Consider the following 15,547-nt stretch of genomic DNA (forward strand, 5'->3'; position numbering starts at 1 on the left):
TCCTATAACCCCAACCTAGGCACCGCACGCCTCAACGCGTGTACCCGTCATGCTGCCCCGGCGTATACGGCCGTGCGGGCAGTTTATCCACACCCCCAACAGGTGCGCGGCCAGGTGATACCACCCCGACCGGAAACGCGGCCGACGTAACGGCACGAGCTCTGCGCGCCTCAACGGGCACAATCGGCCGACGCGCCTCCTCCGCCTTGGTGAGGGGACGAACCGCGTAGGACAACACCTCTGCCATAGGACCAGCATCATGGCGGTCCTGGTAGTAGAAGCGCGCAGCCACCAGCCCATCGCGCAGCGGGTTGGTCACTCCTGCGAGGATCTGTGCCTGGGACACAGGAGCGAAGGCATCGGCATCCACGTAATAGCCTGCATGATGAGCGAGCTCTGAGAAGAACACGAACTGGCTGCGTGTGTTGCCCTCGCGAAACGAATGAATCTGGTTGATGGCGGCCCATCGTTGCGCTAGCGCGTCGACGAAATCATCGATGTCCAGGCCGCGCAGGTAGTCGGTATGACGAATTGCGTCGTACTCGCGCTCGGCCGCTCGCCTCAGCTCAGGACCGGCACGGTGGTACTCATGTGGAACGGAGCGATCCGTTGGATCGTAATCGGGGAATCCGGACACATCGGGTCCATACTTGACTAAGGGACCCAGCATCGGGGTCGTGCGCTCAACGCCTGCCCACTCGTAAACGTCCTGGAAGATATGCTGGTGAATGGCCTTCATGTGGTCGTAATCAAACAACCCCAGGATCGGATTGTCTCGGAGCTCAATAAGGCGCAAGCTCGCCCAGTGTTCCTCCAACGCTCGCAACGCGCGTTCAGAATCAACCCCGTATGGCAACTCGCCGCCGCCGGTGAACTTGTTGCGCAGTACCTGGGTTCCCGGGATGAAATACTCATCCCAACTCGGATCCTCACTCATGCGAATACCCGAACTTCTCGTACAGGTACCTTTCTCCCTCGCTGCCCGCTTCTTCGACCGTGAGCTCGCCCGTGGCCGTCTTCCACTGAAGGTCACGAAGATGAGCGTCAGTAACAACGTGCCCAGCAAGATTGAGCGCAGCGTCTGCGAAAGCGATCGACGCTCGTGCTTCCTCATCGGTGCGGATCTGATCGTTAGCCATAACGTTCTCCCTCGACTGGCAACACCGCCTTAGTCCTCCAGCGTACGATGAGGTGCATAAACGGTCAACCGTCGTCATTGTGCGCCGTTGGTTTTGCACCTGGTTTCTGCACCCATTTTCTGGCGACTTTCGGTTGCTGTCAGGGCTGTTGCGTGGCGGGTGCGATATCGGCCGTTTACGCACCCGACACCACGCCAAGATTCACGGCCGTCACGAACACCCACACGCACACAAACGAGAGCACTGAGGACGCCACGAAAGTGGCGATCGCCGCGCCAACATGAAAGCCGATGGACGGATTCATGCGCCTGACGCACGCGACATACAAGGTATGGATGATGCAGTTCCACCACAGTGTCCCCAGAAACAGGAACGGCATGATCAACGACTTGGGATCACCACGGTCGACCGCAAGCCCATAGAGCCGCACAACGACAACGCTGATGGCGGCAAGAAACGCCAGACTCGGCAGGGCACACAAGCGCCACCACCTCCAACGCCACCGATCCCTCGCCGACACAGGCCTAGCAGCAGGCGCACGCCACGGGTTGACCGGGGTGCTCGAGGGTGGATAAACGATCGGCTCGAGGTAGGACAGATCCTCATGCGCGGCCGCCGGCGCAGCTACCGGTGGTGGTTCCGACGTACGGCCGCGGCCGCGTTCCTCCTCGAGGGCCATCATCATCGCCCACTCCTCGTCGATCGACAAGGCGCGCGGAACTGACGGCTCGCCGGAACTCCAGGGGGCACCAGGCGGGCTCGGTGTGCGGTGAGGCTCATCGTTGACACTCATGCCTCAATCATCCCCCACCAGGCCCACATGTGCGTCCACCTCACGCCGGCCTGCGGACCGGCCACCACGCCATACCCTGCCAATACGGCGTGTCGAGGCGCGTCTCTTCAACGACGCCCCCGACGTCGGGTGCATGCACCATGATCGGGTGCCCAGCCGCGTCTGTGCCGGCATAGACTCCGATGTGGTGCACGTGGCCTCCCGGCACGTTCGAGAAGCCAATGATGTCACCGGGTGTGAGCTGGTCGCGGGCAATCGGTGCCGCATCAGAGTACTTGGTGATCTGATCGGCCGTGCGCACCGATGCTGGGAACGGGTGACCGAGCTCAGCATAAGACAGCACAATGAGTCCCGAGCAGTCCAAACCAGCGCCTGTTTCCCCACCCCACACGTAGGGAGTACCCAAGTGGGTACGCGCCTGCGCAAGGAGAGTTCCGTCGCTCGAGGGCTCCGATGTCACTGTCTCGACGAAACTAGCCTGCGCCTCACGAATACTCTTCACATACCCCTGTGTCTCCTTATACGGAGGGATCCCGCCCCAAGACCTCACCGCGCCCGGCCCCGCGTTATATGCCGCGAGAGTCAGGTCGACGCGGTCCCCTGAGACGAGGCCGGAGGCAAGCCAGGAGTCAATACTCTGAGCGAGCTCGCACATGTACAGGCCCTGCGAATAGATCGAATCAGACCCGCTGGTGATGTCGGCGCGGCCGTCGCCGTCGCCGTCGCGGCCATGCGTTGCCCACGTGGCCGGCATGAACTGGCTGATGCCCGTCGCGCCGGCCGGGCTCGTAATCCGCGGATCCCATGTGTGTGCCGACTCATGATCCGCCTGCGCAGCAATCAGCGACGGCGACACAACGTCGCACGCTTGGCCCGCACGCCAGACAGCGTCCTGATATTCCTCAGGCACGCCCGACACTCGTCCGCTCCCACCTCGAGCGTTCCCAGCTGGCGTTCTCGACTCACTGAGCATCGCAAGAGGCATCAGAGCCGCGCCAGGAAGCACAAAGAGCGCGACAATAAAGACTCCCAGGCCCTTCTTCACAGTACCCTGCCTCGATGAGCCTGCGCCTCGGCAGCCGGAGCAGACACATGGACCTGAGCTCCTCGAGCAGTCAGTCGCGTCGGCGTAGCGGCATCAACAATCGCCCGAATCCGATCAGGGCGAAAACCCGCGCTCCTCGAGGTCCCGTCATCTATGACCGGAGCCTGCAACAGCCCTTCACTGCGCAGCTGCTCAACGAGATCCGGGCGCCCACTGAGGTCAATCACCTCATAGGTGAGCCCAGCGCGATCCAACGCCTGGCGCGTGAGACGACACGACGGGCAGTTCGGTGTCGTGTAGATCGTAAGCATCGGGGTATCCGGGGTAGGGTTCATCATGATTCCTCCTTCACCCTCCCCGTGGCCGCGTGAACGCACACGCCCCCTTCCGCGTGGCCACGCCAATGTGGCATACTGAAGGGGAGCCGAACAGAGTCACCTGTCCGACTCCCCGGGTATCCGGGCTGGTCTCAGCGCCCGATGAGAGCGCTGAGCAGGAATGCAATCGCCCAGATCAGCTGCGGCAGTGTCGTTACCACTGCTACAGCGATCTGGGCTTTCTGCTTCCCATCCAGACCCAGCCGCCTCACTCGAGACGGCCGATGGCCTTTCGTCATCACCCAGTCACCTCCTCTCGTCGGTGTCAACTCCCCGGCAGGAATACTGCTGGTCCGGGGTCGACGCCGCGGAGGCCCCCCAATTCTCTCACGCACACACATCAACAGCACTAACGCTGCATCCCATTGCTGGCAGTGCTGGAAATACCGGCATTGCTGGCATTCAACTTGGGGTGTTGAATCCATCTGTGTAGGCCACGTCAACTGCCTTTCGGGGGAATTGGAGACTCCCACGTGGCCGCTGTCCCATCAGACCGCATCCAGTGCACGCGGATAGCCCGGTGCCCATCTGCCGCAATAGACTCTTCGTATATGAAGGAAAGAGAGGCGTGAGAGTCGATACTAGTTGGCATTGATTCAGCCTCGACGCCAAAGGCAACATTTTCCGCGAGGCATTCAATATCGACACCGTCGACGGTCTCCGCACCCGTGTTCACCAGTAGGTAACGATTGCCGCTGGCCCAACGTAGATCCCACGGTGGCGCTTGCTGCTGCCTTGCGACGGCATCTGCCAGCACCTCCAGAGACCGGCCCACCTTCTCAGCCGCCTCTCTTTCCTCCTTTGACTTGCGCGCCTGAAACACCGAAATAACGGCACAGACGGCAGAGACAAGGCCACCTATGACTCCCAGTAGACTAAGGCACCCTTGAAAATCCATGTTCACCCTCTCTTCCTTCCCATTGAGGTCCTTCGATGGAAAGCACGTTGCTTGAAAACTAATCCTACCGTCGCCCCTTAGGGATCCTGTCCGCGGCAAGCGGCTCATACCTGCGCCCCCGCTTCTTTTCTGCCCGAGCGAGTGCGGCAGTCATTGCCTCGACGATCCACGCCTCGAAAGAAGCAGGTCCCCCCTCGAGCACGCCGTCGATATACGCCGCGCGACACCGGCCAGCAATGTCGGCGCTCACTCGCGCGGTCACCTTGACGATTCGCTCGTCCGTATCGCTGGCATTGCCAGCATTGCCGGAGTTGGCGGCTTTTCTGGCACGTGTGGCACGGCTGGTAGATGTCGTCTCCCGTGGGGGTGCGATAACTGCGGCGGGACCCGTGCTGAGGTCTGACCTGATCGGCGTTGGCCTACGCGGAGTCATCGGCCGTTCTCCTCAAGGTTGGTGAGCATCGTTGCACTGTGGTGGGCGTACATCTCCGACAACTCGGCGGGGGCGCCGGGGTACTCGTCGAGGCCCATTTGGGCCTCCGCAGCATCGGAGATCACCACGCGCCGAGGAATCGGAGGCTCGAACAGAGGAAGCCCCTTCGAGTTGCAGGCGTCTCGCACGTCATCAAGCCAATGAGAGCCAGCAACGGTACCCGCCTCATGCATGTTTACCAGGACCCCAACGACGCTGAGGGCCGAGTTGAGGTAATGGCGAACGACACCCACAGTGTCGAGCAGGTGCGCCAATCCCGTTGTCGACAATAGCTTCGACTGAGTAACGATGAGTACACCGTCGGCCGCGGTCAGCGCATTCGAGGTCAGTAGGTCCAGGGCCGGTGCACAGTCGATCAGAACCACGTCGAAGTCCTCTTCGACAAGCGCGAGTTGTTCAGCGAGCCGCGCTTCGCGGCCAGGGCCAGCGATGACTAGCTCATCGCGCACAGCTGCCAAGGCCTCCCCTCCCGACGGGGCCAGGAATACGCGGTCCCACATGGTGGTCGTAATGATGTCGGGGAGCGAGAGATCAGAGTGCGCCGACAAGGCGTTGGCCACTCCTGCCTGATTCTCAACCAGCGGAGGGGAAGCCAGAAGCGAGCTGGCGTTGGCCTGGGGATCCAGGTCGACAACCAGGACGCGGTGGCCGTCGTGGGCCAGGGCGTTAGCGAGGTGGAAGGCAGTCGCTGTCTTGCCGACCCCGCCCTTCTGATTGGCGATCGCGATGACGTGCATGATGGTTTCTCTTTTCTCTGAAATCGTTGGGATTGCTAGCGGCTGGCATTGCCAGCCGTGCCGGTTAATCTGGCGACGCTGGCAATGCCGGGCTATTTGGAGATGCTGGCGATTGGATGCGTGTTGCTGCGAGAACCGCGTCGCGAGCTCGAGGGGATGGCGCGATATAGCGGACGGTCGTCTGGAGCGACGCGTGTCCGAGGAGCTCACGAACAATGAGCAGTTCGTGCTCGGCCGAGTACGCCTTCGTTGCATACCGATGGCGCAACTTGTGCAGTGTCCAGGTGCCGGGCAAAACCCGGCGTCCGATTTGCGAGACGGAGTTGGCGGCCATATGGCCGCTACAACGTCCAGGAAACGCGTACTGTCCAGTTGTTGCGCAGCAGGTGATGATTGCCTGGGCCAGGTCGGTCGTGATCGGCACAGTTCGCGTGCGACCTCCCTTTCCTCGGACGAAAAGGCTCCACCCGTCGGCATCCTCGTAGACATCGTCGGCCTCGACTTGAGCGATCTCCACGCACCGCAGGCCAGCCTCGGCGGCCAACCGCAAAATGAGAGCGTCACGTGGACTTGCGTTATCGACGCAGTGCGCCAGGATGGAGTCAGGTATGGGGCGTGGAACTCCTGAGGGGCGGCGGATGCGGGGGAGTACCGTGGAAATATTGCCGCAGTGGTGTGTGGAGTCGAGCCACCCGAAGAACTTCCGGAACGTGCTGTAGTAGGCATGTCTCGTTTCGTTTGCCCAGGTTCGCAGGCCGCACCACTCAACCAGGGAGCCGGGATCGAGTTCTGTGGGAGGAATATCGGGGAACGCGCGGGCCAGTTGGAGTACATGGTTGCGCTTAGTGTGGATTGAAGTCGCAACGAGTCCCTGAGAGCGCAGGAAGACGATGAAGTTGTCAACGTGGCCCTCCCACATGAGAGGGGTCGGTAGTTCCAAGACATGATGATGAGTGCTCATGGTCTCCAACGTTTCCATCTACGTGGAAATGACGGGACCCATCATCCGCCGCTGACAATAGCGGCAATGCTGGCGTAGCTGGCAGTGTCAGTAACGCTGGCACAAGCGGCAATGCTGGCAAATGAGCAAGAGCATCGAGGATGACCAGGGCTGCCAGTAAGTAAAGCCCGCGGAAACTCGAGATATATCCGTGGGTCGTCGGTTCAAGCCCGACTTGGGGCACCATCGCTACATGTACCCGCCGTGCGTGAGTGGGGTATGCTGCCAAAGTCGGATATCGATGTCCTCTGTAGATACAGCGAAAGCCCGTCGAACGGCCGAAGATATCTCTTGGCCTCCGTTTTTCCTGTGATTGTCCCGCACGCAATGAGTGTCCACATGCTTGGTTCTATTCTGGCTAGCTGTACCCGCAACCGTAGTGATGCGTAGTGCTCAGAGCCAATCATGATTGAGACTTTAGTGGGGCCGCCGTTTGGCCGGCGTAGTCGAACGAAATAGGTGTTCAGTGCTGTTCCTTGACTGATGCTGTGCAGCTGTCCGAAAGCTATGATCGCATGGCCGTTATAGGGTGCGTGCAGCAGTTGCTCAGCCGGGTAAATGAATTGCCGTGCTGGCCCTTTTTTGCCTCCCAGCGAAACGGTATCTGTATCGCTGATGATGTCGCGCGCGTAGTCCAACGCTGCCTTACGGATTCCGCACTGAAGCGTCATAGGGCGTGTGTGGTCCCTCTGCGCGGGTGCGCGGTGGTGGCCGATACGCCCCGTGATCGTTGTGGTCGCGCTGCGCACAGCCCGTGCAGCAGAAGCTTCCGGATGACGGAGTTCGATCTGAACACGTCTTTCGGGTCCGCGTGGTGCTTCTTTCCCCTTGACTCCTCTCCTGTCTACGTTCTTATCTGCTGGATTGACACGAGTCGAACTCTCCGTGCATTCGTCGACGTGGTCGTTCACTCGGCGCACACGGAAATACGGGTGTTTATGGCCTGATTCCAACGCTGCTGGTCTGACGGATGCTGAACACGGTGATCCATCGGGGCTTAGTCCTGGGCATAACAAGTCATTGGGACGGGCTTGGGGAGGCGTACGTTTGAAATCGAAAGCGCTAATGTAAGTGTTATCGAGCGGGTTTCTTGCTATCAACATGCGTCTACTCTCCAATCGGTCACTGCTAGGTGGCAATCTTCGGGCGATGTAGTCCCAGAAGGATCATCAAGGCCCCCATGCTCATTTGCGTCCGACGCGTTCCGGGTATCGTGTGTGGGTGCGACACTGAGTCCTGGCAAACTCATTGCAATCATGGCTATCTCGATCTTTTATCGGTTTGTCGGCGAGATAGGCGATGATGGCGGTCATGAGTGAGGTGTCGCTTTTGGGAGTGCGCGGCCGCTGCTCTGTGAATCGATGTATGCCCAAAACAGCTGGATGCTAGTGCTGCGAATGCTCAGACCTGGCAGACAGGTCCGTTATCCCCGACGGGAGATACGGCCACGGCCTCGGCCGTGAAACCGTGCACATATCACACGGAGCCTTGACTCGCGATGCGACTCACGGTAAGCTGAGTAGTTGCGCCTTATCATGCCCGAGGTGACCCGTATCCAGCCGTCGTAACAGGCGCTTGACGGACCAGGACGCGTCAGATAATGGGTGATAAGGCAGCGTGCGCACCGTTAATGCAGGGAAGGATCCCCTTTGGCTGCCAACAGCACCGCCAAACAGCCCAAGCACCGCATCTCGTTCGCCAAGCTTCGTGAACCCCTCCAGGCCCCCAATCTGCTGGGCCTGCAGGTCGAGAGCTTCGACTGGCTGCTGGGCAACGACGCGTGGAAGGCCCGCGTCGAAGCCGCACAGGCATCCGGCCGTAACGACGTTCCCGACGTCTCCGGCCTCGAAGAAATCTTCCACGAGATTTCCCCCATCGAGGACGTCGCAGGCACCATGAGCCTGTCGTTCCACGACCACCGCCTCGAATCCCCCAAGTACTCCATGGAGGAAGCCAAGGCGAAGGACTACACGTACTCCGCACCGATGTACGTGACCGCCGAGTTCATGAACTACGAGACCGGCGAAATCAAGTCCCAGACCGTGTTCATGGGCGACTTCCCGCTCATGACCCCCCGCGGTACCTTCATCATCAACGGCACCGAGCGTGTCGTCGTCTCCCAGCTCGTGCGTTCCCCCGGCGTGTACTTCGAGAAACTCTCGGACCGCTCGTCGGACAAGGAAACCTTCGGCGCGAAGATCATCCCCTCGCGCGGCGCATGGCTCGAGTTCGAGATCGACAAGCGCGACTCTGTTGGCGTGCGCATCGACCGCAAGCGTAAGCAGTCGGTGACCCACTTCCTTAAGGCCATCGGCATGACCGAATCCGAGATTCGCGACACCTTCGCCGCCTACCCCGTCCTGCTCGAAACCCTCGAGAAGGACACTGTCGCCACGCAGGAAGAAGCCCTGCTCGACATCTACCGCAAGCTGCGCCCCGGCGAGCCCGCGAACGTCGACGCCGCCCAGACCCTGCTCAACAACTTCTACTTCGACTCTCGTCGCTACGACCTCGCCAAGGTCGGCCGCTACAAGATCAACAAGAAGCTGGCCATCGAAGCAGACCCCAAGGCCTCGACCCTGTCCCTCGAGGACATCGTCGCGACCGTCAAGTACCTCCTCGCCCTGCACCAGGGCGACAAGACCTTCGCCGGCACCCGCAATGGTGAGGCCGTCGAGGTCCGCGTCGAGGTCGACGACATCGACAACTTCGCCAACCGTCGCATCCGCGCCGTCGGCGAGCTCATCCAGGGCCAGGTCCGCACCGGCCTTGCCCGCATGGAACGCACCGTGCGCGAACGCATGACCACCCAGGAGACGGACTCGATCACGCCCCAGACGCTGATCAACATCCGCCCCGTCGTGGCCGCGATCAAGGAGTTCTTCGGAACCTCCCAGCTCAGCCAGTTCATGGACCAGAACAACCCCCTCGCCGGCCTGACCCACAAGCGCCGTCTGTCGGCCCTCGGCCCCGGCGGCCTGTCTCGTGACCGCGCGGGCATGGAGGTTCGAGACGTCCACCCCTCGCACTACGGCCGTATGTGCCCGATCGAGTCCCCCGAAGGTCCGAACATCGGCCTCATCGGCTCGCTCGCGACTTTCGCGCGCATCAACCCCTTCGGCTTCATTGAGACGCCCTACCGCGTCGTCAAGGACGGCAAGGTCACCGACGAGATCCGCTACCTCACCGCGGACGACGAGAAGGGCCACTACATCGCCCAGGCCTCGTCGCCCCTCAACGCCGACGGCTCCTTCGCCGAGAACGACGTCCTGTGCCGTGTTGCCGGCGAGGACCCGACCCTGATCGCCCGCGATCGCGTCGACTACATGGACGTCTCCGCGCGTCAGATGGTATCGGTCGCCGCGGCCTTCATTCCCTTCCTCGAGCACGACGACGCTAACCGAGCCCTCATGGGCGCGAACATGCAGCGTCAGGCCGTGCCGCTGCTCACCACGGAAGCCCCGCTGGTCGGCACCGGCATGGAGATGCGCGCCGCGCACGACTCCGGCGAAATGATCCTCGCTGCGCACTCCGGCGTCGTTTCCGAGGTCTCCGCGGACCTGATCGTCGTCTCCACGGACGAGGGCGGCCGCGACTCCTACCGCCTCGAGAAGTTCGAGCGCTCCAACCCCGGTAACTGCACCAACCAGCGCGTTATCGTGGACGAGGGCGACCGCGTCGAGGCCGGCGACGTCCTGGCCGACGGCCCCGCCACCTCCAACGGCGAGGTCGCGCTCGGCAAGAACCTCCTCGTCGCCTACATGTCGTGGGAAGGCCTCAACTACGAGGACGCCATCATCCTGAGCCGCCGCGTCGTGGAAGAAGACATCCTGACCTCGATCCACATCGAGGAATACGAGGTCGACGCCCGCGAGACCAAGCTCGGTGAGGAAGAGATCACCCGCGACATCCCCAACGTCTCCGAGGAATCCCTCGCCGACCTGGACGAGCGCGGCATCATCCGCATCGGTGCCGAGGTCACTGCCGGTGATATCCTCGTCGGTAAGGTCACCCCCAAGGGCGAGACCGAGCTGACCTCCGAAGAGCGCCTCCTGCGCGCCATCTTCGGTGAGAAGGCCCGCGAGGTGCGCGACACCTCCCTGCGCGTCCCCCACGGCGAAGAAGGCATCGTCATCGGGGTGCGCGAATTCAACGACGACGAAGACGACCTCAACCCCGGCGTCCGCCAGACCGTGCGCGTCTACGTCGCCCAGCGACGCAAGATCACGATCGGCGACAAGATGGCCGGCCGCCACGGCAACAAGGGCGTCGTGTCCAAGATCCTCCCGGTCGAGGACATGCCCTTCCTCGCCGACGGCACGCCCGTCGACATCATCCTCAACCCGCTGGGCGTCCCCGGCCGAATGAACGTCGGCCAGGTGCTCGAGTACCACCTCGGTTGGCTCGCCCACCAGGGCTGGGACGCCTCGTCCGCGGTCAAGGCCGGCGAAGAGTGGGCAGCGCACCTGCCCGCCGACGGCATCACGACCGAGCCCGGCACTCACGTCTCCACCCCCGTGTTCGACGGCCTCGAGGCCGACGAGCTCGCGGGCCTGCTGCGCAACGTGAACCCGAACCGCGACGGCGACGTCCTCACTAACTACGAGGGCAAGGCGCGCCTGTTCGACGGCCGCTCCGGCGAGCCGTTCCCGTACCCGATCTCGGTGGGCTACACCTACATGCTCAAGCTTCACCACCTGGTCGACGACAAGATCCACGCCCGCTCCACGGGCCCGTACTCGATGATCACGCAGCAGCCGCTGGGCGGTAAGGCCCAGTTCGGCGGCCAGCGCTTCGGCGAGATGGAGGTGTGGGCCCTGGAAGCCTACGGTGCCGCCTACGCCCTCCAGGAGCTGCTGACCATCAAGTCGGACGACACCACCGGCCGCGTCAAGGTGTACGAGGCCATCGTCAAGGGCGAGGACATCCCCGAGCCCGGCATCCCCGAGTCCTTCCGAGTCCTCATCCAGGAAATGCGCTCGCTGTGCCTGAACGTCGAAGCTCTCGACGCGGCCGGCAACGTTATTGACCTGCGTGAGCAGGACGAAGACTTCAATGCGCGTGAGGACCTGGGCATCACCCTTGATGCCCGTCCGAACGCTGCGGCGACCATCGATGCGATCTGATAGGGAGAGATAACTTTGCTGGACGCCAAAACGTTCGACAGCCTGAAGATCACCCTGGCCACCGGCGACGACATCGCCGTCTGGAGCCACGGTGAGGTTAAGAAGCCGGAGACCATCAACTACCGTACGCTCAAGCCCGAGCGCGACGGCCTGTTCGGTGAGCAGATCTTCGGCCCCACCCGCGACTGGGAGTGCGCGTGTGGCAAGTACAAGCGCGTGCGCTACAAGGGCATCATCTGCGAGAAGTGTGGAGTTGAGGTCACTCGCTCCCGCGTCCGCCGTGAGCGCATGGGTCATATCGACCTCGCTGCGCCCGTCACGCACATCTGGTACTTCAAGGGTGTTCCCTCGCGCCTGGGCTACGTGCTCAACCTCGCGCCTAAGGACCTCGAGAAGGTCATCTACTTCGCTGCCTACATGATCACCGAGGTCGACGAAAAGGGTCGCCACGAGGATCTGGCTGAACTGCGCGCCGAACTCGAGGTGCAGAAGAAGCAGATGGAGAACAACCGCGACGCGACGATCAACGACTTCGCGGAGCAGCTCGAGTCCGACATGGCCGCCCTGGAAAAGGACGGTGCCTCGCAGGCCGAGCGCGAGCGCGCCCGCAAGCAGGGCGAGCGCGAGATGGCCAAGATTCGTCGCCGCTTCGACGGCGACATCGACGGCCTCGAGGCCGTGTGGGAGCGCTTCAAGGACCTCAAGGTCGGCGACCTCGAGGGCGACGAGCGCCTCTACCGTGCGATGGTGGCTCGCTACGGCACCTACTTCAAGGGCGACATGGGCGCTGCCGCCATCCAGAAGCGCCTGGAGACCTTCGACCTGGAAGGCGAGGTCGCAGCACTGCGTCAGACCATCGCCTCCGACTCCGGCCCGCGTAAGGCCCGCGCCATCAAGCGCCTGAAGGTCATCAACGCCTTCGTTGCGACCGGCAACTCGCCGGCCTCGATGGTCCTCACCAAGATCCCCGTGATCCCGCCGGACCTGCGCCCCATGGTTCAGCTCGACGGTGGCCGCTTCGCGACCTCCGACCTCAACGACCTGTACCGTCGCGTCATCAACCGCAACACCCGACTCAAGCGTCTGCTCGAGCTGGGTGCCCCCGAGATCATCGTCAACAACGAGAAGCGCATGCTTCAGGAGTCCGTTGACGCCCTCTTCGACAACGGCCGCCGTGGCCGCCCCGTCGCGGGCCCGGGCAACCGTCCGCTGAAGTCGATCTCGGACATGCTCAAGGGTAAGCAGGGTCGTTTCCGTCAGAACCTGCTCGGTAAGCGCGTCGACTACTCGGGTCGTTCCGTTATCGTCGTCGGCCCGCAGCTGCAGCTGCACCAGTGTGGTCTGCCCAAGCAGATGGCCCTGGAGCTGTTTAAGCCCTTCGTCATGAAGCGCCTGGTCGAAAAGAACTACGCGCAAAACGTCAAGGCCGCCAAGCGCAAGGTCGAGCGTCAGCGCCCCGAGGTGTGGGACGTCCTCGACGACGTCATCCGCGAGCACCCGGTGCTGCTCAACCGCGCACCTACGCTGCACCGCCTCGGCATCCAGGCGTTCGAGCCCCAGCTGATTGAGGGTAAGGCCATCCAGCTGCACCCCCTCGCCTGTGGCGCCTTCAACGCTGACTTCGACGGCGACCAGATGGCTGTCCACCTGCCGCTGGGCGCTGAGGCACAGGCCGAGGCCCGCATCCTCATGCTGTCGACGAACAACATCCTCAAGCCCTCCGACGGACGCCCCGTGGCCATGCCGTCGCAGGACATGATCATCGGTCTGTTCCACCTGACCTCGACTCCCGACCCGTCGGTGCCCGTCGAGAAGGACGAAGACGGAAACCCCGTGATTCCGTACTTCTCCAGTCAGGCGGAGGCCCAGATGGCGTTCGACGCCGGCAACCTCCACCTGAACGCGACCGCGCGCATCCGTTTCGCCGACGGCACCGTGCCTCCCGAGGGCTGGGAAGCCCCCGAGGGGTGGGAGAGCGGCGACGAGCTGATCCTCGAGACCAGCCTCGGCCGCGCGATCTTCAACGAGCAGCTGCCCACCGACTACCCGTTCGTCAACGAGGTCGTCGGCAAGAAGCAGCTCGGCAACATCGTGAACACGCTGACCCAGCGTTACCCGAACGTTCTCGTGGCGGACTGCCTCGACGCGCTCAAGTCGGCCGGCTTCCACTGGTCGACCTGGTCGGGTATCACGATTGCCTTCTCCGACATTCAGGCCTCGCCGCGTAAGCGCGAGATCCTGGCCCGCTACGAGGCCAAGGCCGCCGAGATCGTCGAGCAGTTCGAGACGGGTATCATCCTCGAGGAGACCCGCTACGAGGAGCTCGTGAAGCTGTGGCTGCAGTGCACCGAAGAGGTCGCCGACGACATGCGCGCGAACTTCGACGAGCGCAACACCGTGTACCGCATGGTGAGCTCCGGTGCCCGTGGTAACTGGTCGCAGGTCCAGCAGATCGCCGGTATGCGTGGCCTCGTGTCCGACCCGAAGCAGAAGCTGATCGAGCAGCCCATTAAGGCGAACTACCGCGAGGGCCTGACGGTTCTCGAGTACTTCATCGCCACGCACGGTGCCCGTAAGGGTCTGGTCGATACGGCTCTGCGTACCGCCGAGTCGGGCTACCTGACCCGTCGTCTGGTTGATGTTTCGCAGGACGTGATCGTCCGTGAGGCCGACTGTGGCACTCGCGCCGGCCTGAAGGTCGACATCGCGCACAAGAACGAGTTTGGTGAGTGGGAGGCGTCCGAGACCATCGAGACGACCGCCTACGCCCGTAACCTCGCCCGCGACGCGGTGAACGAGGCCGGAGAGGTCGTCATGCCCGCGGGCACCGACCTGGGTGATGACCAGCTCGCCGAGCTTGTTGCCGCCGGCGTCGAGCAGATCGTCTGCCGTTCCGTCCTCACCTGTGAGTCGCAGGTTGGCACCTGCGCGGCCTGCTACGGTCGCTCGCTGGCCACCGGCAAGCAGGTCGACATCGGCGAGGCCGTCGGCATCATCGCCGCCCAGTCGATCGGTGAGCCCGGCACGCAGCTGACGATGCGTACGTTCCACACCGGTGGTGCCGCCTCCGCTGCGGATATTACTCAGGGTCTGCCCCGTGTTCAGGAACTCTTCGAGGCCCGTAGCCCGAAGGTCGAGGCGAAGATGAACGAGGCCGCCGGCCGCGTCCACATTGACGACGAAGACCCGAGCGCGCGTAAGGTCGTCATCACCCGTGACGACGGCAAGGAAGACCTGGTCATCGAGGTCTCGCGTCGCCAGAAGCTCCTCGTCTCCGAGGGCCAGCACATCGAGGCCGGCACCCCCCTGACGGAGGGCCAGCTGGATCCCAAGGAAATCCTGCGCATCATGGGTCGCAACGTGTCCCAGAAGATGCTCGTGGACGAGGTCCAGAAGGTCTACCGCGACCAGGGCGTGGGCATTCACGCCAAGCACATCGAGGTTATCGTCCGTCAGATGCTGCGCCGCGTCACCATCCTGGAACCCGGCGACACGACGTTCATGCCCGGTGAGCTCGTCGACCGCATGGCGTACCTGACGCAGAACCGTCGCGTCGCAGCCGAGGGCGGCCAGCCCGCCTCCGGCCGCCAGATGCTGATGGGCATCACGAAGGCGTCGCTGGCCACGGATTCGTGGCTGTCGGCTGCGTCCTTCCAGGAGACCACCAAGGTCCTGACCGAGGCCGCCATGAACGGCAAGTCGGACTCCCTGGTTGGTCTCAAGGAGAACGTCATCCTCGGTAAGCTCATCCCGGCCGGCACCGGCCTGTCGCGCTACAACGACGTCATCGTTGAGCCGACGGCTGAGGCCATGGCGAACTCGAACTACTCCGAGGCAGACTTCGGTGACGGCTCCGTGTCCGAGGACTTCCTCGACGCGTTGGGCGCCATCGACTTCGGCATGAACTTCCGCGAGTAATCGGCATCGTCCACCCGTGAG

At 62.7% G+C, this 15,547-nt stretch carries 10 protein-coding genes; 2 read left to right on the forward strand and 8 right to left on the reverse strand.

The features are described from left to right. Window positions 1-31: 31 nt before the first annotated feature. From RDV55_RS06780 to RDV55_RS10550, 8 genes are all read right to left on the reverse strand, one after another. Window positions 32-937, reverse strand: coding sequence for a Fic/DOC family protein (locus RDV55_RS06780; RefSeq protein WP_111823862.1), 906 nt, complete (start codon window positions 935-937; stop codon window positions 32-34). Next, window positions 930-1,139, reverse strand: coding sequence for a hypothetical protein (locus RDV55_RS06785; RefSeq protein ID WP_111823861.1), 210 nt, complete (start codon window positions 1,137-1,139; stop codon window positions 930-932). Before RDV55_RS06785 ends, RDV55_RS06780 begins: the two co-directional genes overlap by 8 nt. Window positions 1,140-1,314: 175 nt before the next feature. Further along, entirely contained in the window at window positions 1,315-1,824 is a 510-nt protein-coding gene (locus RDV55_RS06790; protein WP_111823860.1) for a hypothetical protein, read from the reverse strand. Between the two features lie 148 nt (window positions 1,825-1,972). Next, window positions 1,973-2,842 (reverse strand): C40 family peptidase, encoded by an 870-nt coding sequence (locus RDV55_RS06795; protein WP_245907700.1) that lies wholly within the window; start codon window positions 2,840-2,842, stop codon window positions 1,973-1,975. 131 nt (window positions 2,843-2,973) lie between these two features. Further along, window positions 2,974-3,315: a glutaredoxin family protein gene (locus RDV55_RS06800; RefSeq protein WP_111823859.1), complete on the reverse strand. Its 342-nt coding sequence runs from the start codon at window positions 3,313-3,315 to the stop codon at window positions 2,974-2,976. Between the two features lie 478 nt (window positions 3,316-3,793). Continuing rightward, window positions 3,794-4,258: a hypothetical protein gene (locus RDV55_RS06805; protein ID WP_111823858.1), complete on the reverse strand. Its 465-nt coding sequence runs from the start codon at window positions 4,256-4,258 to the stop codon at window positions 3,794-3,796. Window positions 4,259-4,681: 423 nt separating this feature from the next. Beyond that, window positions 4,682-5,482, reverse strand: coding sequence for a ParA family protein (locus RDV55_RS06810; RefSeq protein ID WP_111823856.1), 801 nt, complete (start codon window positions 5,480-5,482; stop codon window positions 4,682-4,684). A 64-nt stretch (window positions 5,483-5,546) separates the two neighbouring features. After that, window positions 5,547-6,461 (reverse strand): tyrosine-type recombinase/integrase, encoded by a 915-nt coding sequence (locus tag RDV55_RS10550; protein WP_111823855.1) that lies wholly within the window; start codon window positions 6,459-6,461, stop codon window positions 5,547-5,549. Window positions 6,462-8,131: 1,670 nt separating this feature from the next. Between RDV55_RS10550 and rpoB the strand changes: the two genes are divergently transcribed. Beyond that, window positions 8,132-11,608, forward strand: a complete 3,477-nt coding sequence (rpoB, locus tag RDV55_RS06815; protein ID WP_111823854.1) for a DNA-directed RNA polymerase subunit beta — start codon at window positions 8,132-8,134, stop codon at window positions 11,606-11,608. 15 nt (window positions 11,609-11,623) lie between these two features. Then, window positions 11,624-15,526 carry a DNA-directed RNA polymerase subunit beta' gene (locus tag RDV55_RS06820; RefSeq protein ID WP_111823853.1) on the forward strand — a complete coding sequence of 1,301 codons (3,903 nt, stop codon included), beginning with the start codon at window positions 11,624-11,626 and terminating at the stop codon, window positions 15,524-15,526. The last annotated feature ends 21 nt before the right edge of the window (window positions 15,527-15,547 follow it).

The sequence above is a fragment of the Schaalia odontolytica genome, from assembly GCF_031191545.1.
In the GTDB taxonomy this organism is placed as follows: domain Bacteria; phylum Actinomycetota; class Actinomycetes; order Actinomycetales; family Actinomycetaceae; genus Pauljensenia; species Pauljensenia odontolytica.

Excerpts from the sequence above, each read along its gene's own strand:
- RDV55_RS06780 (WP_111823862.1), bottom strand. The coding sequence starts at position 937 with ATGAGTGAGGATCCGAGTTGGGATGAGTATTTCATCCCGGGAACCCAG.
- RDV55_RS06785 (WP_111823861.1), bottom strand. The coding sequence starts at position 1,139 with ATGGCTAACGATCAGATCCGCACCGATGAGGAAGCACGAGCGTCGATC.
- RDV55_RS06790 (WP_111823860.1), bottom strand. The coding sequence starts at position 1,824 with ATGATGATGGCCCTCGAGGAGGAACGCGGCCGCGGCCGTACGTCGGAA.
- RDV55_RS06800 (WP_111823859.1), bottom strand. The coding sequence starts at position 3,315 with ATGATGAACCCTACCCCGGATACCCCGATGCTTACGATCTACACGACA.
- RDV55_RS06810 (WP_111823856.1), bottom strand. The coding sequence starts at position 5,482 with ATGCACGTCATCGCGATCGCCAATCAGAAGGGCGGGGTCGGCAAGACA.
- RDV55_RS10550 (WP_111823855.1), bottom strand. The coding sequence starts at position 6,461 with ATGGAAACGTTGGAGACCATGAGCACTCATCATCATGTCTTGGAACTA.